We start from the raw sequence: 20,444 nt of genomic DNA on the forward strand, positions 1-20,444 counted from the left end.
TCACCCCACCGGGGCGGGCGGGGCTCAGGCGCCGAGGCTCTCCTGCGCCTCGAGGCCCCGGTCGTCGTCCACGCACGTCCGCTCGAGCTCGTGGACGAGGCGGACCCGGTCGGCGCGGAAGCGGTCGAAGACCGTCTGCACCGGCTGGTCCTCGGCGTCGTAGTAGGTGATGTCGCGGTTGATCAGCGCCGTGCCGGGCTGCACCTTCAGCAGCCGGGCGGTGCGGTCGTCGGCCACGTCCGCACCGATGCTCACGATGCCCCGGCCCACGGTGACGTGGAAGAAGCCGGAGAGCACGTCGACCATCCGCACCGGCTCGGTCACCCACACGGCGGGGTCGATCGAGTAGGAGGTGCGGAAGTAGGCGGTGCGCATGCCGAGGAGGTCGCCGTCGGCCGACCAGGTGTTCTCGACCATGCGGACCACCTCGTCGTCGGTCTGGAGCCGCTCGCGCAGCAGCGGCGACGTCGCGACCCGACCCTGCTCGGTGATCTGGAGCTCGATCTCGCCGGCGTCGTCCTGGAAGTCGGTGAGCGCCAGCTCGGTCCAGCCGCGGTTGAGCCACGTGCCGACCCGGGGACGGCGCTCGACCATGCCGGAGGCGGCGAGCTGGCCGAGGGCGGAGCGCACGGCGGCGCGCGAGGAGCCGAAGACGCGCATCAGGTCCTCCTCCGCGAGCGGGCGGTCGGGCGAGATGACGCCGTCGCGGATCGAGGCGTTGAGCAGGTCGAGCACGCGGCGGGCGGAGGGCTGGCGACCGCGGGCGGAGCCGCCGGTGGCACGAGGGTGTCCGGGCACGGGGGGAGGTTCCTCTCAGGGCGGAGACGAGGGACCCACCGGCACGGCGGCACTGACGTGGACGGGCACGAAAAGTATGTGACAGCGACGACAACGCCGCAGCCCCGAATCGGCGTGATCCGTGAAGCACCCCCTCTGACCTGCACGGATGCAGCGATCTTGATGGCGGGTAGATGCGCAAAGGCCGTTTAACCGCTGCGGTACCCGCGGCGAAATCTGGGCTGCGCACAGTTGCGTCTCGGTCGCCGCTCCAGCGTCGGGACGGCCGCCGCACCGCTCCCCGCTCCATCCCCCGCTCGCTCCCCACCACTCACCAGGAGGACGCCGTGAGCACCACCGACCACGTCGTGGAGGCCGCCCCGGCGGACCCCGACGCCGGGGCCACCGACGCCGGCACCGACGCCGAGAGCACCGCACCCCGGCGGCGCTCGGCGCCGTCGCTGCGCTGGCTCGTCCGGCCCGTGGCCACCGCCGTGGGCAACATGCTGGCGTTCGTCGTCATCTCCTTCCTGCTCGTGCAGCTGATCCCCGGAGACCCGGTGGTGACCGCCACCGGCGGCCGCCTCCAGGGCGACGCGCTCGAGGCGGCCCGCGCCTCCTACGGGCTCGACGGCTCGGTGTGGGACCAGTTCCTCACCTACCTGGGCCAGCTCGCCCACCTCGACCTCGGCGAGTCCATCGCCAGCGGCCGGCCGGTGATCGAGGACTTCGCCACCCGCATCCCCGCCACGCTCGAGCTCATCACCACCGGCCTCTTCTTCGCCTGCATCGTCACCGTGCTGCTCTCCCACTTCGTGGTGACCCACCCGAGCAACCCCGTCAGCCGCGTGCTGAGCGCCTACGCCCGCTCCGCCGGCGCGCTGCCCGAGTACGTGCTCGGCATCGCCTTCCTCTTCGTCTTCTACGCGGTGCTCGGCTGGGCCCCCGCGCCCTCGGGCCGGCTGGACCCGCTGCTCATCGCGCCCGACGACGTCACCGGCTTCCCGGTGCTCGACGCCCTGATCGCCGGCGACACCGCCGCCGCCTCGTCCTACGTCTCCCACCTGGTGCTACCGGTGATCGTCATGGTGGTCGCCCACACGCCGATCCTGATGAAGTCGCTGGTGCTCGGCCTCCAGGGCGCGATCGACGACCCCTCGACGCGGTTCCGCATCGCCGCCGGCGCACCCCGCCGCGTCGTCCTGCTCAGCATCTACCGCCGGGCGCTGCCCCAGGCCGTGGCGATGCTCGGCATGATGTTCGGCCTCTTCCTGGGCGGCGCCGTCGTCCTCGAGGCGCTGTTCGGCCTCGGCGGCCTCGGCCAGTACGCCGTGGACGCGGTGAACAACTCCGACATCTTCGCGCTGCGCTCGTTCCTGCTGGTCGCCGCCGCCCTGTGCCTGGCGATCTACCTGGTCGTCGAGATCGTCATCGCCCTGCTCGACCCGCGCCGCCGCACCGGAAAGGCCGCCTGAGATGACCGCCACCGCACCCACGCCCGACAGCGCCACCGCACCCGAGGCCGCCCTCGGCACCGGCTCCCCCGCCGGCGCCCGCAAGGCGCCCCGCACCTCGGCCACGAAGCCCCGCCACCGGCGGGTGGGCTTCTGGCTGCGGCTGCTGCCCTTCGCGATCCTGGTCGTGCTCGCCGTGCTCGGCCCGTGGCTCGCGCCGATGGACCCCGAGCGGGTCGTCGGCCCCAGCTCCAGCGCCCCCGACGGGGAGTTCTGGTTCGGCACCGACGCCAACGGCATGGACGTGCTCTCCCGGGTGCTGGCCGCGTTCCGGCTCGACGTCACCATCGCCATCGCGGTCACCGCCCTGACCACCGTCCTGGCGATCGTCATCGGCCTCGTGGCCGGCATGTACGACTCCCACCGGGGGCCGCTCGGCTGGGCGGCCCGCCTGCTCGGCCGGCTCATCGACCTGGTGCAGGCGATCCCGGTGATGATCGCCGGGCTGGTCGTGGTGTCGTTCTTCGGCCGCAACTCGCTGGTGATCTCGCTGGCCCTGGCCGTCGTCCTGGTGCCGTTCTCGGCCCGCCTCATGCGCACCGAGGTCGGCGTGGTCAAGCACGCCGGCTACCTCGACGCCGGGCGCCTCTCGGGCGAGTCCGAGCTGCGCATCCTGGTGCGCCGGGTGCTGCCGAACTCGCTGCTGCCGGTCATCGAGAACACCTCGGCGATCTTCGGCATGGCGATCATCTTCTGCGCCGCCCTCGGCTTCCTCGGCGTCGGCGTGCCGGTGCCCACCGCCGAGTGGGGCTCGATGCTCGCCACCGGCGCCCCGGACGCCGCCGTCGGCCGCTGGTGGGGCGTCCTCTTCCCCTCGCTCGCTCTCGGCTACGCCGTCTGGTCGGCCTCCACGCTCATCTCCGCCTTCGACCGCGACAAGGGCTGACGCCCCGGCCGCCTCTCTCCGCCCCGTCTCACCACCCAGCTCCCGGCTCCCACCAGGGACGTCGGCCGGGCCGGTGCGCCCTGCGCTCGGGCGCGCCACCCACCAGCACCACCCACCAGCACCACCCACCAGCACCACCCACCAGCACCACCCACCAGCACCACCGGCAACGGCGCCGTCCTCTCTCTCGGAAACCGCCCACACGCACCCTCCGCGTGCCACGGAAACGAACGGAGCTCCCCTGCTCATGAAGAACCGCACCAGGACTCGCCTCGGAGTCCTCCTCGCCGCCGGGTCGCTCCTGGCCCTGGCCGCCTGCTCCGGCGGCAGCTCGGGGTCGGACAGCGCCGCCTCCGACTCCGACACCCTCGTCATCGCGACCGCGTCGCAGCCCGCCGGTTTTGCCTACGAGATCTCCCCGACCGGCTACGAGACCGCCGAGTTCTTCGAGAACACCGGCGCCACCCTCATCCGCAACCCGTACGTGGACAACGAGGACGGCACCGCCCAGCAGCAGGACTACTACAACTTCGAGCCGATGCTCGCGGAGAGCTACGACGTCAGCAAGGACGGGCTCACCTACACGTTCCACCTCGACCCCGACGCGGTCAGCGTGAACGGCAACCAGCTGACGTCGGAGGACGTCGTCTTCACGATGCAGCGCCGGTTCAAGACCGACACCAGCATCAACGCCTTCATCTCCGCGCCGATGTTCACCGACCCCGACACCCAGGTGAAGGCCATCGACGACGAGACCGTCGCGTTCACCGTGGAGAAGAAGTCCTACGGCTTCACGCTGCTCTCGCTGCTGGCGAACATCCCCTACACGATCTACGACAGCACCGAGCTGAAGAAGCACGTCACCGACGACGACCCGTACGCCGTCGAGTGGTCCAACACCCACCCCAACTTCGGCTTCGGCGCCTACAGCGTCGCCGACTACACCCCCGGTGAGCAGATCGTCTACGAGGCCAACGAGGACTTCGTCCTGGGCGCCCCGAGCGTGAAGCGCATCGTGCAGCGCGTCGTCTCCGACGCCGGCCAGCGCGCCAACCTGCTCGCCTCCGGCGACGTCGACATCGCCACCCAGCTGCGCCCGGCCGACCAGGTCGACCTCGCCGACAGCGACGAGGCCAACATCTACACGGTCGACTCCAACGCGTTCGTGTACATGCCGCTGACCACCACCATGGAGCCCTTCGACGACGTCACCGTGCGTCAGGCGCTCACCCACGCGATCCCCTACGACGACATCATCAACGACGTCTACCGCGGTCGCGCCTCGGAGCTCTCCGGCATCCTCGGCTCCAGCGCCCCGGGCTACTCCGACGAGGGCCTCTCGCCCTACACCTACGACCCCGAGCTCGCGAAGTCGATGCTCGAGGACGCCGGCTACACCGACCCGGTCGAGTTCACGCTGACGGTCAACAACTCCTACCCCGACCTGGAGGAGGTCGCGACCCAGATCCAGACCGCGGCCGCCGACGCCGGCTTCGACGTCACCATCGACGAGGTCAACTACGCCACCTTCCAGGAGGGCCTGAGCGCCAAGACCTTTCAGGCCTCCATGGGTCGCGACTACGCGATCGTCCAGTCCCCGCCGTACGTCCTCGGCCTCTTCTACACCGCCGGCTCGCCGATCAACTGGCCGAACTGGGAGGACCAGGACTTCTACGACGCCCTCGACGCCGGCAACAACGGCGGCGACCCGCTCTCCGACGCGTCCGGCGCCTACTGGAACGAGGCCGAGCAGATCATGCGCGACCAGGTGCCGACCATCTGGATGAACTACGTCCAGCCGCTCAACGCCTTCGCCACGGACGTCGACGGCTACGCGTTCCGCTCCGACAACGTCATCGACTACTCGAACCTGTCGGTCGGCTGACGCACCCCGCCTGATCCAGGCGTCTGATCACAGCCCGCGGGGCCGGTCCACCACCGGCCCCGCGGGCCCCACCCCCGGCGGGAGGACACCCATGCCGAGCACCACCACCTCGCACCCCGAGCAGGGCACCCAGCCCGTGCTGTCGGTGCGCAACCTCGACGTCCGCTACGGCGACGTCGCCGCCGTCACCGGCGCCGACCTCGACATCCACCCCGGCCAGCGCGTCGCCATCGTCGGCGAGTCCGGCTCCGGCAAGACCAGCCTGGGCAACGCCGTCGCCGGCTTCCAGCCCGCCGCCGCCACGATCACCGCCGACCGGCTCGAGCTCCAGGGCACCGCCCTGGACCGCTCGTCCGCGCAGCCCATCCCCACCCGGACGCCGGGGCTGTCGATGATCTTCCAGGACGCCATGCGCTCCCTGGACCCCGTCTGGACGGTCGGCAGCCAGCTGCTCGCCGTCCTCAAGCCCGGCCGCAGCCGCAAGGAGGCCCACCGGGCCGCCCTCGGCTGGCTCGACGAGGTCGGCATCACCGACCCCGAGCGCGTCATGGACGTCTACCCCCACCAGCTCTCCGGCGGCATGCGCCAGCGCGTGATGATGGCGATCGCGCTGGCCTCCAAGCCGTCCCTGCTGATCGCCGACGAGCCGACCTCCGCCCTCGACGCCAGCCTGGCGGTGACCGCGATGCGGCTCATCGTCTCCATGGCCGAGCGGGAGGACGCCGCCGTCCTCGTGATCACCCACGACATCGAGCTGTGCCGGCACTTCGCCGACGTCGTCGTCGTGATGTACCACGGCGAGATCGTCGAGACGATCGCCGCGAGCGACCTCGACCGGGCCCAGCACCCCTACACCCGCGGGCTCGTCGCCTGCGTGCCCACGCTCGCCTCGGCGAAGCTGGAGGAGCTGCCCACCCTGGCCTCGGTCATGGGCACCGAGGGGGACGCGGCATGAGCGGCGTGCACCTCGCGGTCGAGGGCGCGGTCAAGCGCTACGGACGGGCCACCGCCCTGGCCGGCGTCGACCTCATCGTCCACCCCGGCGACCGGCTCGGCCTGGTCGGCGAGTCCGGCTCCGGCAAGTCCACGCTCGGCCGGCTCCTGCTCGGCCTGGAGCACCCGGAGGAGGGCAGCGTCCTCGTCGACGGCCGCGAGCTGCGCTCCGTGCTCTCCACCCGCTCCGGCCGGCTCGGCTACCGCCGCCGGGTGCAGCTCGTCGCGCAGGACACCAGCTCGACGTTCGACCCCCGGCACTCGGTGGGCGACTCGATCATGGTGCCGGCCCGCCTGCTCGGCGGGCACGACACCGCCGGCGCCCGCGCCGCGATGGAGCAGGTCGCGACCGAGCTCGAGATCCCCCTCGCGCTCCTCGACCGCCGCCCGGACCAGCTCTCCGGCGGCCAGCGCCAGCGCATGGCGATCGCCCGGGCGCTCGTCGTGCGACCCGAGCTGGTCGTGGCCGACGAGGTCGTCTCCGCGCTCGACGTCTCCGTGCAGGGCACGGTGCTGAACCTGCTCAAGCGGTACTGCCGCGAGCACGGCGCCGGCCTCGTCTTCATCTCCCACGGCCTGCCCGCCACGGCGTTCATCACCGAGCGGCTCGTCGTGCTCTACCACGGCGTGGTCGCCGAGACCGGCCCCACGGACCAGGTGCTCGAGCACCCCCAGGACCCCTACACCCGCAGCCTCGTCGCCGCCTACGCGTTCTCCGACGCCGACGCGGTCTGAGTCGCTCCCACTCATCCCCTCACGGCGGCACCCGCGTCGCCCACCAGCCACTCCCCTGAGCTTCACCCCACGAAAGGAAACGCAGCATCATGTTCCACCTCGGATGGTTCCTCGGCAACGGCTTCGGCATCCAGGCCTGGTCGCAGACCAACGGCGACGGCCCCTGGACCGGCACCAACATCACCGACTGGACGAAGCCCGACCTCTACCAGGACCTCGCCCGGGGCCTGGACCGCGCCGGCTTCGACTACATCCTCATCGAGGACACCGCGATGGTGGAGGACTCCTACCAGGGCTCCGCCGACACCTCGCTTCGCCGCGGCTTCATGGCGCCGAAGAACGACCCGATGCCGCTGGTGCCGCTGATGACCGCGGCGTCCAAGAACATCGGCATCATCCCGACGTTCTCGACCATCCAGTACCCGCCGTACATGGCCGCCCGCCTCGGCGTCACGCTCGACCACCTCACCGAGGGTCGGGTCGGCATGAACGTCGTGACCTCGGTGACCGACCGCGTGGCCCAGAACTACGGCTACGAGGAGCACCTCGCCCACGACGAGCGCTACGAGATGGCGATGGAGTGGGTGGACGTCGTCCAGCAGCTCCAGGGCTCCTGGCTGCCCGGCGCCGTCGTGGCCGACGCCGACGGCGGCGTCTACGCCGACCACACCAAGGTCAAGCCGATCGACCACGTGGGCAAGTTCTTCCGCAGCCGCGGCCCGCTGAACACGATCCCCGGCCCGCAGGGCAAGGTGCCGATCTGCTCGGCCGGCTCCTCCGAGGCCGGCCGCACCCTGGCCGCCATGTACGACGACACGATGATCGCCCTGGCCAAGACGCCGGAGTCCGCCAAGGCCCTGCGTGAGGACATGCGGGCCCGCGTCGCCGCCAACGGCCGCAACCCCGACGACTTCAAGATCTTCTTCATCGTCTCCCCCACCATCGAGGACACCGACGAGCACGCCCTCGAGGCGGCGGCGAAGTACAAGGCGTACATGGCCTCCGACAAGGGAGTCGAGTACAACCTGTGGAACATGTCCTACACCTCCGGCGGCCGCATCGACTTCGGCGCGATCGACCCGGACACCAAGGTCGAGGACATCGACCTCTCGAAGCAGAACGGTGAGTACACCTCCATCGAGAAGCTCTTCGAGAACCAGGAGGGCCGCACCCTGCGCGAGGTCGTGGCCGACTCGTTCCAGATCAACGACCTCGGCTTCGTCGGCTCCCCCGACACCGTGGCCGCCAAGATGGGCGAGTTCATGGACGGCGTCGGTGGCGACGGCTTCCTCATGTACCTGCCGACCACCCGCCACAACATCGCGAAGGTGGCCGACGGCCTCGGCCCGGCCCTGCGCCGGCGCGGCCTGATCCGCGAGGAGTACACCGGCGGCTCCCTGCGGGACAACCTGCTGCAGTTCTGACGGCTCGCCCGTCACCGGCACGGCGCGGCGCCGGCCACCCCCGGGTGGTCGGCGCCGCGCCGCGTCCGCCGCTCCCCTCCCTCTCCTTTCCTGCTGCTCCCCCTCCCGTTCTCCCACCTGGAAGGCACCCCTCGTGGACCACACCCGGCTCGGCTCGACCGGCCTCCGCATCCCCCACCTCGCCCTCGGCTGCATGAGCGTCGGCGACTCCTCGCGCGGCGGGCACCCGTGGGTGCTCGACGAGGACGCGGCGGCGCCGCTGTTCACCCAGGCGCTCGAGCTCGGCATGACGTTCTGGGACACCGCCAACAGCTACAACCTCGGCTCCTCGGAGGAGATCGTCGGGCGCGCGGTGCGCCGGTACACGCGGCGCGAGGACGTCGTCCTGGCGACCAAGCTGTGCCTGCCCGTGGGCGACGGCCCGGGCGGGTCCGGCCTGTCACGGCGGGCCGTGATGGAGCAGGTGGACGCCTCGCTCACGCGGCTCGGTACCGACTACGTCGACCTGTACCAGATCCACCGCTTCGACCCGCTCACGCCGGTCGAGGAGACGATGGAGGCCCTGCACGACGTGGTGAAGGCGGGCAAGGTCCGCTACCTCGGAGCCTCGTCCATGTGGACGTGGCAGCTGGCCAAGCTCCAGACCGCCGCCCTGCTGGGCGGCTGGACCCCGTTCGTGACCATGCAGGACCAGTACTCCCTGCTCATGCGTGAGGAGGAGCGGGAGATGTTCGGCTACCTCGCCGACACCGGCATGGGCTCGCTGCCCTGGTCTCCCCTGGCCCGCGGACGCGTCACCCGGCCCTGGGGCCAGCAGACCGCCCGCTCCTCCTCCGACCTGTTCGAGGGCGTCGTCGACCCGGCCTCCGACGAGGGCACCGTCAACGCGGTCGAGAAGGTCGCGGCCGAGCGGGGCGTGCCGATGGCGCAGGTCGCGCTCGCGTGGGTGCTGCGCAACCCCGTCGTGGACGCACCGATCGTGGGCGCCACCAAGCCCCACCACCTCACCGACGCGGTCGCGGCCCTCGGCCTCGACCTCTCCGACGACGAGGTCACCCTCCTCGAGGCCTCCTACACCCCCCGCCTCCCCACCGGCTTCTGACGCCCCCACCGGTCGTCGAGGTGCGAGGAGCCCCAGCAGCCACCGGTCGTCGAGGTGCGAGGAGCCCCAGCGGCCACCGGTCGTCGAGGTGCGAGGAGCCCCAGCGGCCACCGGTCGTCGAGGTGCGAGGAGCCCCAGCGACGAGCCACGAGACGCCCGCACCCGACCACGACGCACCCCACCGCCACCTACACCGGCCTCGCACCTCGACCACCGAACTGCCCCACCGGTCGTCGAGGTGCGAGGAGCCCCGGCGACGAGCCACGAGACGCCCGCACCCGACCGGGGCCCGGACCACGAACACGTGCACGGGTCTCGTGGCTCGGCCGTAGCCGGCCTCGCACCTCGACCACCGAACGCCCCCACCGGTCGTCGAGGTGCGAGGAGCCCCAGCAGCCACCGGTCGTCGAGGTGCGAGGAGCCCCAGCGACGAGCCACGAGACGCCCGCACCCGACCGGGGCCGGGACCACGAGCACGTGCACGGGTCTCGTGGCTCGGCCGTAGCCGGCCTCGCACCTCGACCACCGAACGCCCCCACCGGTCGTCGAGGTGCGAGGAGCCCCGGCGACGACCGGTCGTCGAGGTGCGAGGAGCCCCAGCGGCCACCGGTCGTCGAGGTGCGAGGAGCCCCAGCAGCCACCGGTCGTCGAGGTGCGAGGAGCCCCAGCGACGAGCCACGAGACGCCCGCACCGATCACCGCCCCGCTCCGCCGCGCCTCCGGGCAAGACCAGGCAGCAGGTCCGTGCGACCGGCGATCAGCGCCTCACGCTTGGCTCGGCCCCACCCCTGCAGCCGCTTCTCGAAGGCGAATGCCTCGTCCACCCGGGCGAACTCGGCTGCCCAGGCGAGCTGGACAGGACGACGACCTCGCCTGCGGGTGTACGCACTGGCGAGACCCTGGTCGTGCTCCCAGAGACGACGGTCCAGGTCGATGGTGCTGCCGACGTAGTAGGAGCCGTCGGCGCAGCGGAGGATGTAGGTCCAGGCCATGGGCGGAGCCTTGCCCGTCCTCGACCCCGCACACGTCAGCAGCCGGTGCCTGTGGAGAACGGTGGAGGCCGCCGGTCGGGTGCGGGGGTCTCGTGGCTCGGCCGTAGCCGGCCTCGCACCTCGACCACCGAACTGCTCCACCGGTCGTCGAGGTGCGAGGAGCCCCAGCAGCAACCGGTCGTCGAGGTGCGAGGAGCGCCAGCGACGAGCCACGAGACGCCCGCACCCGACCATGGCGAGCGCCACCACCACGTGCACGGGTCTCGTGGCTCGGCCGTAGCCGGCCTCGCACCTCGACCACCGAACTGCTCGACCACCTAGGGGGGACAGCACAAGGCCCGGCCCACCCCGAGACGGTGGGCCGGGCCTCGCGGGTCCGGTGCGGGTCCTGGCGGGTCAGGCCGGGGTCAGCGTGAGCAGCGACATCGCCGGGTTGGGCAGCTCGAAGTCGACCGTCACGGCGCCGGTGGCGTCGGCAGTGACGGTGCGGGCGGGCTCGAGGTGCTCGAGGTGGTCGTGGGCGCGCAGCTCGGCCCACTGCGGCTCGGTCGGCCAGGCCTGGTCGGCGTCCTTCATGGCGCCCCAGCGGCCGGTGACGTCGGAGTGGTCGGCGTCGACGCGCTCGTGGGTGAGCGTGTAGGTGCCGCCGGGGATCAGCCCGGTGACCGACACCGACACGTCGCGGGCCAGCTCGGCGCAGCCGGAGGCCTTGGTCTGGTCGAGGGTGAAGTTCCAGGCCAGGACGCCGACGGTGCCGTCGTCCTCGCCCCCGACCGTGCGGGCGGAGACCGCCTCGACCAGCGACCCGCCTCCGTCGCCCCCGGCGACCAGCGGCAGGCGGGTGTCGCCGAGCCGCTCGAGCATGGCCAGCGCCCACCAGCGGGGCTTGCGGAGCTCGCCGACGGTGCGCAGGCCGAAGCCGCCGTGGGTCAGCTCCTGCGGGCGGCCGAGCTCCTCGAAGTGGTCGGAGACGACCCAGTAGGACAGCGCCTCGATCCGGTCCATCGCCGAGTACATGCCGGTCAGCAGGAACGTGCCGGCGAAGACGGCGTCGGAGACCTCGTTGAAGTGGGTGGGGGTCACGCCCCACTCGGTCCACCAGATAGGGGTGCCGGCCCTGTCGTAGCGCTCGAGCATCGGGCGGAAGTCCAGCGGCGGGCTGCCGTAGGTGTGGGTGGAGATGAAGTCCACCGGCGAGCCGGTGCGCTCCGCGTGGGCCAGCAGCTCCTCGACCCACCCGGCGGCGGCGGACGACGGCCCGCCGACCACGAGGCGGGGGTCGACGTCGCGCACCGCGGCCGCTGTGACGTCGTAGAGGCGCAGGTACTCCTCCGGCGTCCCGGACCAGAAGACCTCCAGGTTGGCCTCGTTCCAGACCTCGAAGCTCCACTCGGTCACGACCTCCTCGCCGTAGCGCTCGAGCAGGTGCGCGGTGAGGTCGCGGACGAGGGCGTACCAGCGGTCCCAGTCCTTCGGCGGGCTGATGATCGCCTCGTACTCGAAGACCGTCTTGGTGGGGTCGGAGGCCAGGTCGTGCGGCATGAAGCTGATCTCGACGCACGGCTTCAGGCCGAGGGAGAGGATGTGGTCGTAGACCTTGTCGACCCCGGTGAAGTCGTGCACCGGCTGCCCGTCGACCTCGCGGTAGACGGCGTTGTCGTCGCAGAGGATGCCGTGGGCGCGCACGGTCGCCACGCCCAGCTCGTCGTGGGCGGCCTTGAGCGCGGACGACAGCTCGGCACCGATCGAATGGCCGCCGGTGGTGTCGGTGAGCAGCGCGTGGGACAGGTGCTCCGAGCCGATCATCGGACGCCACGGCCGCGCCAGCGGACCGGCGTCGCCGCCGGCGTCCACCGTGATGGTCGTGGCCTCCGCGGGTGCCGCGAGCGGGGCGGCGGCCACGGCCTCGCTGCGGGGCCCCTCGACGTGGACGTCGGAGAGGCTGGCCACCGCGTAGTAGCGGGTGACTCCCGGGGTGCCGGTGGTGTCGGTGTAGGGCGGGTGCGGCACGGCGAGCACGTCGCGACCGGCGTGGTCGAGCGCGCCCCACGGGCCGTCGGGGCTGTCGGCGACGTGCACCTGGTAGCCGATCGCGCCGGGCACGGTCTCCCAGGTGAGGGTGACCTGGTGGCCGCCGGGCGTGGCCGCGAGCGCGGTGGGCGGGTCGAGCAGCGGGGCGTTGCCGCCGAACGCGGTGCCCGAGGCGGTGCCGATCCGGGCCTCCCAGTCGGCGCGGGCCTCCGGGGTGCCGTCGGTGCGGGTGGACCCGCTGGGGTTGTGCTGGGTGCTGGTCATGGGGAGCTGCTCCTGTTCCGAGGAGGGTCAGGGGTGGCCGCCGAGTCGGCAGCAACGTGCTGCCGACTCGGCGACGGGGAGAGCGGGGTGGGGGTCAGTCCTCGCGGGGCGCGGAGGCGAACACCTCCTGGGCCATGAGCGGCTTCAGCGCGCTGCGCATCTCGTCGGTCGCGACGTCGTGGCGCAGGTCGTCGCCGGTCAGCGCGTTGCCGAGGGCGGCCATGATCATCCCCTGGTCCAGGGAGAGGTACTCGTGGCTGACCTGGCCGGACTGCGTGGCGATCGCGTCGTAGAAGCCGCCGGCGCCGTAGGCGTCGAAGTCGGTGCGGATCTTGCGCAGGTTGGCCAGCGCGGCGCCGGGCTTGTAGCGCAGCGCGAGGAACGAGGCGTGCGGGGTGACGACGCCGTCGCCGTACTCGGTGGGCGCCTCGGAGCCCTCGCGGCAGCCCTCGAAGGGCTGGTCGACGTCGGTGCGCTCCTGGTCGGAGGTGTAGCCGGGGCCGTCGAGGCCGAGCTGGTCGACGCCGTACTCGCGGTAGCCGCCGGCCGGGTTGTTCGAGGGGCTGAAGCCCCAGTAGCCGTAGCCGGCCTCGTCCAGGCCGTGCTCCATCTGGCCCTGCACGTAGAGCGGGTGGTTCACGCCCCAGGACTGCGGGCCCCACTCGTCCTCGGGCACGAACAGCGGCACCATCAGCGCCTCGAACATGGAGCCGCCCCAGGTGGGCACGATGTCCATGCCGCGGTAGGGCAGGGCGCCCTCGAAGACGCGCTCGCCGTCGTAGGTCTTCCACTCCCCCACCGGCTTGGTCTCGGTCCAGGACCAGTCGCAGGTGTCGCTGGGGAACGTGCGGTACATGCCCCAGTAGTGGCGCGCGGGGATCTGGCCGGCCGCGATGCCGAGGTAGGACGCCATCCGCGGCTCGGTGTTCAGCGCGCCGTAGTGGTGGCCGGTGTAGTAGACGTCGGTGCCCATGTCGCAGTAGTCGTCGAGGACGGCCGCGTCGTTGTCGGGGTCCTCGTCCCAGAAGCCGCCGCGGATCTGGTTCTCGGCCGGGTTGTAGTAGCAGCCGAAGTCCATCGAGGTGCGCAGGTCGTGCGCCTCCTCGGCGAGCGCCGGGACGGCCTCCTCGGTGACGAGCAGCCCGGTGGCGAGCCAGCCGTTGTCGACGGAGGAGAGGAAGTGCTTGACCTCGTTGCCGTCGTCGGGCCAGACGTCGACGCGGTCGCCGGTGGCGGGGTCGTACCAGTTGTAGAACTGGCCGGACGGCTCGTGCCGCTGCAGGCCCTCGACGGTCTCGAGCGTCTGGCTCATCCGCTCGCGGGCCTCGTCGGCGGTGATGAGGCCGGTGTCGCGGGCGACGACCGTGGACCACAGGTAGGCGCCGATGTTGGTGGGCGAGGTGTAGCCGGCGCGGGACGCGGCCGTGAGGTCGCCGCCGATGTTGTCGGTCGGCAGGCCGGTGGCCGGGTCGACCATCGCCTCGAACGAGTGCCAGGTGTCGGCCACGTACTTCTCGAGCTGGGCCTTGCGGCCGGTCGGGAAGCCGTCGTCCGACGTCTTCTGTGTGGTCTTCTCCCCCGCCGTGGAGGGCTGCCGGTCGGTGGTGCTGGTCGTGGCGGCGGTGGCCGCGGCGTGGATCGGGACGGTGAGGGCGAGCGCCGTGAGGGCGCCCAGGATCGGTGTGCGCACCGAGCTGCGCATGGTGACTCCTAGGGGTGGGGGTTACTTGATGCCGGTGCTCGCGACGCCCTGCATGATGTGGCGCTGCAGGACGAGGAAGACGGCGAGCACGGGCAGGACGACGACGACGGCACCGGCGATGAGCAGGCCGTAGTCGGTGGCGTTCTGGCCCACGGCGTAGAGCGCGAGGGCGACGGGGAGCGTGTACTTGTCCTCGCTGGTGGCGACCACCAGCGGCCAGAGGAAGTTGTTCCAGCTGGACAGGAACGTGAGCACGCCGAGCGTGGCCAGGGCCGGCCCGCACAGGGGCAGGACGACGCGGGCGAAGATCCGCAGCTCGCCGGCGCCGTCGACGCGGGCGGCCTGGATCAGCTCGTCGGGGATGGACAGGATGAACTGGCGCATCAGGAAGACCCCGAACGGGCCGGCCATGAACGGCAGGATCATCGCGGGCAGCGTGTTGGTGAGGCCGAGGTTCGTGGTGAGCACGAACAGCGGCACGAACGTCACCACGCCGGGCACCATGAGGGTGCCGACGACCAGGGCGAACATGATGCGGCGGCCCGGGAACTGCAGCTTGGCCAGGGCGTAGCCGAGCATCGAGCAGAAGATCATGTTGCCGACCATCGTGCCGAGGCTGACGATCGCGGAGTTCAGGAAGAACTGCGGGAAGTCGAGGTCGGTGAACAGCGCCTCGTAGTGGCTGAACGTGATGCCCTCGGGCAGCAGCGTCGGCGGCACCTGGCGCAGCTCGGCGTTGGGCTTGACCGAGCTGACGACCATCCAGATGAACGGGATGACCACCAGGAACAGGCCGGCGACCATGACGGCGTAGAGCCAGGCGGGGGTGCGCAGGCGTCCGTCGTCGCGGCCGCCGCGGCGTCCCTTCTTGTTCTTCTCCGGGGTCATGGTGTTCTCGTGCGTGGGCGCTTCGAGCGTGGCCATGGGGATCAGTCCTTCGAGCGCAGCAGCCGGAACTGCAGCATGGTGAGGAGCACGATGGCGAGGAAGAGCAGGTAGCTTGCGGCGGCGGCGAGGCCGTAGTTGCCGAACCCGAACTGGTCGTAGGTGTAGAAGCTGATCGACCGGGTCGAGTCGAGCGGGCCGCCGGAGGTCATCACGAAGGCCTCCTCGAAGAACTGCAGGTAGCCGATGCCGGTGATGACGGCGCCGAACAGGATGGTCGGGCGCAGCATCGGGACCGTGACGTGGCGGAAGCGGGACCAGGCGGACGCGCCGTCGGACTCCGCCGCCTCCAGCACCTCGGTCGGCACCGACTGCAGGGCCGCCAGGAAGATGACGGTCATGGTGCCGAAGTTGCGCCACACGGCCATGACGACCAGGGACGGCAGCGCGAGGTGGGTGGAGTCGAGCCACGCCTGGCCGGGCAGGCCGACGAGCTCGAGGGCGGAGTTCAGCAGGCCGCCGTTCTCGCGCAGCAGGTACTTCCACACCACCGAGACCGCCACGATCGAGGTGACGACCGGCAGGTAGAAGCCGACGCGGAAGAAGCCCTTGAACCGGGTGACCCGGTTGAGGCCCACCGCCACCGCCATCGCGACGCCGAGGGTCAGCGGGACGCCGAGCAGCAGGTAGAGCAGCGTGTTGAGCGCGACCTTGCGGAAGAGCTCGTCGCCCAGCAGCCGGGTGTAGTTCTCCAGGCCGACGAACTGCACCGAGAGCGGGTTGCGCACGTCGGTGGAGCGGATGTCGGTGAAGCTCATCCCGAGGCTGGCCAGCACCGGGCCGGCGGTGAACACGAGGAACACCGCCATGAACGGGACCGCGAGGATCCACGCGGCCACGGCCTGGGAGCGGGCGGTCGGGTCGTTCGACCGCCCGCCGAACGGGTGCCGCAGCGTCCTGCTGCGGGTCGGCGGCTGCGGGGGCGTGCGGCTACCGGTGGCGCGGGGCAGGTCGAGCCCCGCGTCCTGCTTCTCCCCCGTCTCCCGCGAGGGATGGGGTGCGTGCGTGGAGGACATGCGCGTTCATCTCCTCTGCTGGTCGGGTGGGTGCCTGAGGCGCGAGCCTCAGAGACCCGTCCCGACGCTCGAGGCCTGCGACTGCATCTCGTCAACTGCCTCGTCGACGTCCTGGACGCCCTTGGCGGTGCGCTCGACGCGGGCGTCGATGATGTCGGCGACCTGCTCCCAGGTGGGGACGGCCGGCGGGGAGACCGCCCGGTCGAGCTGGTCGCCGAAGACGGCGAGCTGCTCGTCGTCGGCCAGCGCGCCGGAGTCCCAGGCGGTGCTGTTGGCGGGCAGGTCGCCCACGGTCTCGTAGAAGTCCTTCTGGGTCTCGGGCTCGGAGAGCCACTGCACCAGCTTCCAGGCGCCGTCGGGGTTCTCGGCGTCGGTCAGCACGGCCAGGTTGCCGCCGCCGATGAAGCTGGCGCCGGGGCCGTCGGGGCCGGGGATGGGGGCGACGGCGTACTCGGACGGGTCGGTGCCGGCGTCCTCGATGAGGGCGGCGTGCCACGGGCCGGAGATGAACGAGCCGTAGCGGCCGTCGGTGAAGCCGGACTCGAGCTCGCCGGCGTCCATGACGCGGGTCTGTGCGAGGCCCTCGGCGAAGAAGTCGGAGTAGTACTGCAGCGACTCCTTCATCGGGTCGCTGGCGATGGACCACTCGGTGCCGTCGGCGTTGGCCAGCTCGGCGCCGTCGGACCAGGCGAAGGGCAGGAAGGTCTGCCAGGAGCCGGTCTGGCCGGGCTGGAGGTTGATGCCGTACTCGGCGCCGGCCTTGCTCTGCAGGTCGGTGGCGAACTGGGTGAGCTCGTCCCAGTCCTGGGGCGCGGCGTCCCAGCCGGCCTGCTGGGCGAGGTCGGTGCGGTAGTAGAGGACGCGGGTCTCGACGTACCAGGGGATGCCGTACTGGGTGCCGCCGACCTGGTTGCCCTCCCACGCGCCGGGGAAGAAGTCGTCGCCGTCCACGAGGTCCTCGGGGGTCGGCATGAGGCCGCCGGCCGCGCCGAACTCGCCCATCCACGTGGACCCGACGAGGGTGACGTCGGGGCCCTCGCCGGAGGTGATGGCGCCCTGGATCTTGTCGTGGGCGGAGTCCCACGGGATCGCGGTGACCTCCACCTCGGCGTCGGGGTTCTCCTCCTCGAACGCCTGGGTGAACTCGTCGAGGGCCTCGCCCTCGGCGCCCATCGCCCAGACCTCGATCGTGCCCGAGGCGGGGCTGTCGTCGATGGCGTCGCTCTGGGCCTCGCCTCCGGCGCTGGTGGCGTCGCGGCCGCAGGCGCTGAGCGCCAGGCCGGCGATGGCGAGGGCGGCGAGCGTCTTCGTCCCGGTCTTCATCGTCCGGTTCGTCTTCATGCGGGTTCCTTCCCGAGGAGGGTGCTGCTGGTGCGCACGACGAGCTCGGTGTCGAGCAGCTCGTGGCGGGGAGCGGTGCGGGTGCCGTCGAGCTGCTCCTCGAGCAGCCGGGCGGCGGTGGCGCCGAGCTCGCGCATCGGCTGGCGGACCGTCGTGAGGCCGGCCCAGCGGGCCGCCATCACGTCGTCCCAGCCGGTGACGCGGACCCTGTGCTCCTGGCCGGCCTCGGTGAGGCGGGCGAGGAGGCCGAGGGCCAGCTCGTCGTTGGCGCAGACGACGGCGTCGGGCAGGGTGCTCGACGGGTCGCAGTGGGGGGTTCTCGTGCCTGTCGTGTCGTGCAGGAGTGCGTCGGCCGCCCGGCGGCCGTTCGTCTCGTCCAGGTCGTCGACGGGCAGGATGCTCATCCGTGTCTGCTCGCCGCTCGCGGCCAGCGCCTGGCTGACGGCGGCGTGGCGGTCGGCGACGTCCGGGCCGGCGGCGGGGTCGCCGACGAAGACGAAGGTGCGGGCGCCGTCGTCGAGCAGGTGGCGCACCAGCGCGGTGGCGCTGCTGGTGGCCGCGGTGCTGACGGAGTCGATGCCGGCGTCGGCCGGGCGGGCCACGAGGACGAGGTGGGTGCCGGTGGCCTTGAGGTGCTGGACGAGCGGCTCCGGGACGGCGGGCCCCAGGATGACCAGGCCGTCGCAGCGTCCGGCCATGTCGGTGACCTGCTTCTCGACGTCGGCCCGGCCGCGGGTGCTGCTGATCAGCACGGAGCGGCCCACCTCGGCGGCGACGGACTCGTACCCCATCACGACGTCGGCGTAGTAGGGGCCGGACAGGTCGGGGAAGACGACCCCGGCTGCCGCGTGCCGACGCTCGGCCAGCTGGCGGCCGAGGTGGCTGGGGCGGAACTGGAGCCGCTCGGCGGTCTCGAGCACCTTGGCGCGGGTGTCCGGCTTGACGATCGCCGGGTCGCGAAGGGCGCGGCTGACCGTGGCGATCGAGACGCCGGCCTCGCGGGCCACGTCGCGGATGGTGGTCATCCCGGTTCCTCCTCAGTGCGAATGTGACCGGTTTCTGTAACCGGTATCAGCGGCTGTCTGGACCAGACCCTGCCTCACCCTTTGCCGACGTGTCAACCGTCACATCTGCCGCTTGTCGGACGGATGTGCCCGGTGAGAGGACGCGGCAATCCCCCGTGCCCGCAGCGTTGCTCACCGCGGGACAGGCGTGTGACCTGCGCCGATACGCACACAGGCCCGCGACCGGGGTGGTCACGGGCCTGTGTGTCGCTGCTCTGCTCGACGGGTATGTCGGCCGGCGCGTCGGCCGGCCGTCAGCTCGGCGTCACCCAGCGGCGGAGGTGCCTGCGTCGGCGGCGCCGTCCCCGTCCTCCCCGGCGTGGCCGCCGGTCTCAGGGTCGCTGCTCGGGTCGGCGAAGAGCGGCTGCTCGTCCTGGTCGTCACCGAGCAGCGACAGCTGGTGGGAGCGCCCCCTCCCCCGGGCTCCCGGCCGGCCCGCCGCGGGCCCGTCGGCCGAGGGCCGGACGTGGCGGTCGAGCGCGTCGTGCAGGCCGCGCCGCACGGTCTCGGCGAGCGTGTCCGCGTCGGTCTCGCCGAGGGCGACCCGACCGTTGCGGACGGCGACGATCGCGCGGATCATCCGCACCCGGTCGTCGTCGAAGAGGGTGGCCACGTGGCGCGCGGGCACGGGCCCGTCGTGCAGCAGCTCGACCACGCCCACCAGGGCCTGGTCCACCCGCTCGGCGGGGAGGCGGCGCTGGTCCGCGGCCTCGCTCGAGCGGTCCTCCGGGTGGCCGGTCCGGGGCGGTGAGGCTCCCGGGGACTCCCCCGGCGACCCACCCGGGGGCTCGAGGAAGAGCCGGCCGCCGTGCTCGGCGGCCACCTCGTCGGCGAGCAGCTCGGCCTCGACGGCGAACCGGGCGACCCAGGACATCAGGTGCTCCGCCACGAACGGGGCGGCGGGCAGCTGGCTGCGGGCGACGAGCTCGTCCTCCACGACCGCGAGGGACAGGAACGGCACCCGGGCCGCGATCCGGGGCAGCGCCCGCTGGACCGCGTCGGGCCGGGGCAGCTCGACGACCAGGTGGGCGGTGAGGTGGAGCAGCGGCCGCTCGTCGTCGGGGCGGACGAACACCACGCCGCTGCCGGCGGGGACGGGGCTGTCGCCGTCGGGGTCGCGCGGCGGGGCGGAGCCGAAGTGCGCGGCCAGGGTCGCGTCGACCAGCTGCTGGAGGTGCTCCGGCCCGGCCGGGATCGTCAGCGGCGGCGGCACGGGGCCGGCGGCCGGCTCGGCGACGTCGCTGCGCAGGCCCTCGAGGTCGATCTCCTCGCTGACCAGGAACGCGGGGTCGAGCACGCCCAGCGCGTCGCGCAGGGTCGTCACCACCACGTCGGCGGCACGGTCGGCCTCGTCCGGCCCGAGGTCGAGGCTGCGCGTGCCGTCGGCCGGCAGCCCGTAGCCGAGCTCGGCGAGGACGCGCTGCCCCGCCTCGTCCAGGGAGCGGGTGGGCGGGAGCCCCACCTCGCAGCGCAGGCCCTCCTGCGGCGACGGGCCGACCTGGACCACGGGCCCGACCTCGTCGGTGCCCGGTGCCCCGAGCTCGACCTCCAGCAGCACACGTGTGCCGTTCTCACCCAGCGTGGCCAGCGTCAGCGCCAGCCGGCGGCGCAGCTCAGGCCACGCCCCCTCGTTCTCGACCCGGTCGGTCACCCGCACCTCACTCCTCGGGCGGACCCTCCACCCGACGTCAGGGAACGTAGACAGCCCCACCGACAGCGGTGGCACCACTGGTCGAGACCACCGCCGTCGTCCCAGGTCAGAGCCAGGTCAGG

Annotated in this window: 16 protein-coding genes; 7 read left to right on the plus strand and 9 right to left on the minus strand. The window is 72.1% G+C overall.

The annotated features are described in order from the left end of the window. Positions 1–24: 24 nt before the first annotated feature. On the minus strand, positions 25–798 hold the full coding sequence (locus M8330_RS07495) for a GntR family transcriptional regulator (RefSeq protein WP_250826814.1): 774 nt from the start codon (positions 796–798) through the stop codon (positions 25–27). Positions 799–1,124: 326 nt separating this feature from the next. Here M8330_RS07495 and M8330_RS07500 point away from each other — a divergent pair, with 326 nt between their 5' ends. From M8330_RS07500 to M8330_RS07530, 7 genes are all read left to right on the plus strand, one after another. Continuing rightward, positions 1,125–2,252 (plus strand): ABC transporter permease, encoded by a 1,128-nt coding sequence (locus tag M8330_RS07500; RefSeq protein WP_250826815.1) that lies wholly within the window; start codon positions 1,125–1,127, stop codon positions 2,250–2,252. Position 2,253: 1 nt separating this feature from the next. Beyond that, a complete protein-coding gene (locus M8330_RS07505; protein ID WP_250826816.1) occupies positions 2,254–3,177 on the plus strand; it encodes an ABC transporter permease in 924 nt (307 codons plus the stop codon). Positions 3,178–3,424: 247 nt separating this feature from the next. Beyond that, on the plus strand, positions 3,425–5,062 hold the full coding sequence (locus tag M8330_RS07510; RefSeq protein WP_250826817.1) for an ABC transporter substrate-binding protein: 1,638 nt from the start codon (positions 3,425–3,427) through the stop codon (positions 5,060–5,062). A gap of 91 nt (positions 5,063–5,153) precedes the next feature. Then, entirely contained in the window at positions 5,154–6,017 is an 864-nt protein-coding gene (locus M8330_RS07515) for an ABC transporter ATP-binding protein (protein ID WP_250826818.1), read from the plus strand. Continuing rightward, positions 6,014–6,790, plus strand: coding sequence for an ABC transporter ATP-binding protein (locus M8330_RS07520; RefSeq protein ID WP_250826819.1), 777 nt, complete (start codon positions 6,014–6,016; stop codon positions 6,788–6,790). Before M8330_RS07515 ends, M8330_RS07520 begins: the two co-directional genes overlap by 4 nt. Before the next feature lie 89 nt (positions 6,791–6,879). After that, on the plus strand, positions 6,880–8,214 hold the full coding sequence (locus M8330_RS07525; protein ID WP_250826820.1) for an NtaA/DmoA family FMN-dependent monooxygenase: 1,335 nt from the start codon (positions 6,880–6,882) through the stop codon (positions 8,212–8,214). A 133-nt stretch (positions 8,215–8,347) separates the two neighbouring features. After that, a complete protein-coding gene (locus tag M8330_RS07530; RefSeq protein ID WP_250826821.1) occupies positions 8,348–9,316 on the plus strand; it encodes an aldo/keto reductase in 969 nt (322 codons plus the stop codon). Between the two features lie 695 nt (positions 9,317–10,011). Here M8330_RS07530 and M8330_RS07535 read toward each other — a convergent pair. The 8 genes from M8330_RS07535 to M8330_RS07570 form a co-directional block, all read right to left on the minus strand. Next, complete coding sequence (locus tag M8330_RS07535) at positions 10,012–10,308, minus strand: GIY-YIG nuclease family protein (RefSeq protein ID WP_250053068.1); 297 nt, start codon at positions 10,306–10,308, stop codon at positions 10,012–10,014. 396 nt (positions 10,309–10,704) lie between these two features. After that, complete coding sequence (locus M8330_RS07540; RefSeq protein ID WP_250826822.1) at positions 10,705–12,603, minus strand: GH39 family glycosyl hydrolase; 1,899 nt, start codon at positions 12,601–12,603, stop codon at positions 10,705–10,707. A 94-nt stretch (positions 12,604–12,697) separates the two neighbouring features. Continuing rightward, positions 12,698–14,305: a glucoamylase family protein gene (locus M8330_RS07545; protein ID WP_250826823.1), complete on the minus strand. Its 1,608-nt coding sequence runs from the start codon at positions 14,303–14,305 to the stop codon at positions 12,698–12,700. Positions 14,306–14,326: 21 nt separating this feature from the next. Then, positions 14,327–15,229, minus strand: a complete 903-nt coding sequence (locus M8330_RS07550; protein ID WP_250826824.1) for a carbohydrate ABC transporter permease — start codon at positions 15,227–15,229, stop codon at positions 14,327–14,329. Positions 15,230–15,234: 5 nt separating this feature from the next. Then, a complete protein-coding gene (locus M8330_RS07555) occupies positions 15,235–16,266 on the minus strand; it encodes a carbohydrate ABC transporter permease (protein ID WP_250826825.1) in 1,032 nt (343 codons plus the stop codon). Positions 16,267–16,314: 48 nt separating this feature from the next. Next, positions 16,315–17,607, minus strand: a complete 1,293-nt coding sequence (locus tag M8330_RS07560; RefSeq protein WP_250826826.1) for a sugar ABC transporter substrate-binding protein — start codon at positions 17,605–17,607, stop codon at positions 16,315–16,317. After that, on the minus strand, positions 17,604–18,632 hold the full coding sequence (locus M8330_RS07565; protein ID WP_250826827.1) for a LacI family DNA-binding transcriptional regulator: 1,029 nt from the start codon (positions 18,630–18,632) through the stop codon (positions 17,604–17,606). The genes M8330_RS07560 and M8330_RS07565 overlap by 4 nt, the downstream gene beginning before the upstream one ends. 304 nt (positions 18,633–18,936) lie before the next feature. After that, positions 18,937–20,322 (minus strand): T3SS (YopN, CesT) and YbjN peptide-binding chaperone 1, encoded by a 1,386-nt coding sequence (locus tag M8330_RS07570; RefSeq protein WP_250826828.1) that lies wholly within the window; start codon positions 20,320–20,322, stop codon positions 18,937–18,939. Positions 20,323–20,444 lie beyond the last annotated feature (122 nt).

This window comes from Nocardioides bruguierae (genome assembly GCF_023656415.1).
In the GTDB taxonomy this organism is placed as follows: domain Bacteria; phylum Actinomycetota; class Actinomycetes; order Propionibacteriales; family Nocardioidaceae; genus Nocardioides; species Nocardioides bruguierae.

Excerpts from the sequence above, each read along its gene's own strand:
- M8330_RS07505 (WP_250826816.1), top strand. The coding sequence starts at position 2,254 with ATGACCGCCACCGCACCCACGCCCGACAGCGCCACCGCACCCGAGGCC.
- M8330_RS07510 (WP_250826817.1), top strand. The coding sequence starts at position 3,425 with ATGAAGAACCGCACCAGGACTCGCCTCGGAGTCCTCCTCGCCGCCGGG.
- M8330_RS07515 (WP_250826818.1), top strand. The coding sequence starts at position 5,154 with ATGCCGAGCACCACCACCTCGCACCCCGAGCAGGGCACCCAGCCCGTG.
- M8330_RS07520 (WP_250826819.1), top strand. The coding sequence starts at position 6,014 with ATGAGCGGCGTGCACCTCGCGGTCGAGGGCGCGGTCAAGCGCTACGGA.
- M8330_RS07525 (WP_250826820.1), top strand. The coding sequence starts at position 6,880 with ATGTTCCACCTCGGATGGTTCCTCGGCAACGGCTTCGGCATCCAGGCC.
- M8330_RS07535 (WP_250053068.1), bottom strand. The coding sequence starts at position 10,308 with ATGGCCTGGACCTACATCCTCCGCTGCGCCGACGGCTCCTACTACGTC.
- M8330_RS07540 (WP_250826822.1), bottom strand. The coding sequence starts at position 12,603 with ATGACCAGCACCCAGCACAACCCCAGCGGGTCCACCCGCACCGACGGC.
- M8330_RS07545 (WP_250826823.1), bottom strand. The coding sequence starts at position 14,305 with ATGCGCAGCTCGGTGCGCACACCGATCCTGGGCGCCCTCACGGCGCTC.
- M8330_RS07550 (WP_250826824.1), bottom strand. The coding sequence starts at position 15,229 with ATGGCCACGCTCGAAGCGCCCACGCACGAGAACACCATGACCCCGGAG.
- M8330_RS07555 (WP_250826825.1), bottom strand. The coding sequence starts at position 16,266 with ATGTCCTCCACGCACGCACCCCATCCCTCGCGGGAGACGGGGGAGAAG.
- M8330_RS07560 (WP_250826826.1), bottom strand. The coding sequence starts at position 17,607 with ATGAAGACGAACCGGACGATGAAGACCGGGACGAAGACGCTCGCCGCC.
- M8330_RS07565 (WP_250826827.1), bottom strand. The coding sequence starts at position 18,632 with ATGACCACCATCCGCGACGTGGCCCGCGAGGCCGGCGTCTCGATCGCC.